Origin of the sequence: Moorena sp. SIO3E8, from assembly GCF_010692445.1 — a bacterium.
Lineage (GTDB): Bacteria > Cyanobacteriota > Cyanobacteriia > Cyanobacteriales > Coleofasciculaceae > Moorena > Moorena bouillonii.
The window spans coordinates 1-1,479 of record NZ_JAAHHM010000348.1 but is presented as its reverse complement, the minus strand read 5'-3'; the positions used below and the strand labels follow the sequence as shown (position 1 = coordinate 1,479).

1 protein-coding gene and 1 pseudogene are annotated in these 1,479 nt (G+C 39.1%); both read left to right on the top strand.

Annotated elements, in window-relative coordinates; translation table 11 throughout:
* Positions 1–1,024, top strand: a protein-coding gene (locus tag F6K46_RS39695) for an IS630 family transposase (RefSeq protein ID WP_293118194.1) whose coding sequence is annotated in 2 segments (ribosomal slippage) — positions 1–362 and positions 365–1,024 — 1,022 coding nt annotated over the 2 segments. Because the reading frame shifts where the segments join, the coding sequence is not laid out codon by codon here. This gene is flagged as partial in the annotation.
* Between the two features lie 164 nt (positions 1,025–1,188).
* Positions 1,189–1,479 (top strand): annotated as a pseudogene (locus F6K46_RS39690) (hypothetical protein); the annotation flags it as partial.

The window sequence follows — 1,479 nt, the reverse complement described above, 5'->3', positions numbered from 1 at the left end:
GTCAACAAGATCGAACCTTGTTAAACCTAAGAAAAGAAGACGTACCGCAGAAAGTTAAAGACCGAGCAGAGGTAATCAGGTTAAATGCACATGGTTGGTATGTTGAAAAAATAGCAGAGCACTTCGGCTGGGCTGGACAAACGATAAGGCAAGTTTTACACAAATGGCAGAAATTTGGTTTGGAAGGGCTGTGGGATAAACCTGGTAGAGGAGGAAAAGCGAAGTATTCTGAAGAAGACATAGTTTTTTTGGAAGAATGCCTCAAACAAGAACCCCGTACATATAATAGTCTTCAACTTGCTCAAAAGTTATATAGCGACCGCCAAATTAAATTGAGTCCTGACAGATTAAGACGGGTGCTCAAAAAAAGGGGGTTATCTGGAAACGGACCAGAAAAAGTCACAAAGGCAAGCAAGACCCAAAACTTCGGGAAATCAAGCAAGCAGACCTAGATATGTTGGAATTGTTTGCTGCCACTGGAGAAATAGACTTGAAATATTTGGATGAATCAGGTTTTTGCCTGTGGAGTGAACCAAGTTATAGCTACTACCAACGAGGGGAGCAAAAATGCTTAGAACAAACAACGCGTCGTGGGCGTAGACTAAGTATTATTGGGCTTCTTCAACCTTTAATTAGCTTTGTTTACGGCTTGGTTATTGGTGGTGTCAACCGCAAATCTTATATCCAAATGATGAAGCAAGAAGCTGAGTCCGCGGAAAAATTGGGACCCATAAGAGTAATAGTACAAGATAACGGTCCGATACATCGATGTAAGCAAGTTCAAAAGCTATGGTCAAAGTGGGAAAGTCAAGGTTTATACCTATTCTTTCTGCCTAAATACTGTTCCGAAATGAATCCAATTGAATTGGAGTGGCAGCATCTTAAAAAAGATGAGCTATCGGGAAAAATGTTTGATGACGAATTAGATCTTGCTTATGCCGTAATGAATGGAGTTAAAGCTAGGGGAGAAACAAGAAAACATTGTACAGAACGTGTGAAATTTCACTCTAAACTTCCCCATTAACTTTTCGTTACATACTTATAAATTTTCCCGCCGACCTACTTAATTTATGAATTTGGCATTTTCGTTGGCATAAAGTCATTTAGTTTTTGGCATAATTGACTATCCCCCATCTATCTTACTTCAACAGCAGGAAACTGCAATTAAACTAAATCAAATAACGAGGTATGAATGCCAATAAACTAAGGCTCTATGAGGCTTTTGATAAGATGCTTAAAGTATTAGATCTTGAAGCTAAAGAAGTATGCGATCGCTCTGGAGTCAGTCAATCGAGAGTCTCGTCATTTCGTAACGGAAAAAAAGCTAATATGGGAACTAATTTTTTAGATGCTCTATTAGATGCCGCTCAATCGCTCGATCCTAGAGCTAGGGAAATATTCGCTACCTATATAGGAGGAAAAGGTAAACCACTCGAAGAAATGACTTTAGCAGAGAAAGGAACGTTAATGGTTTCTTTG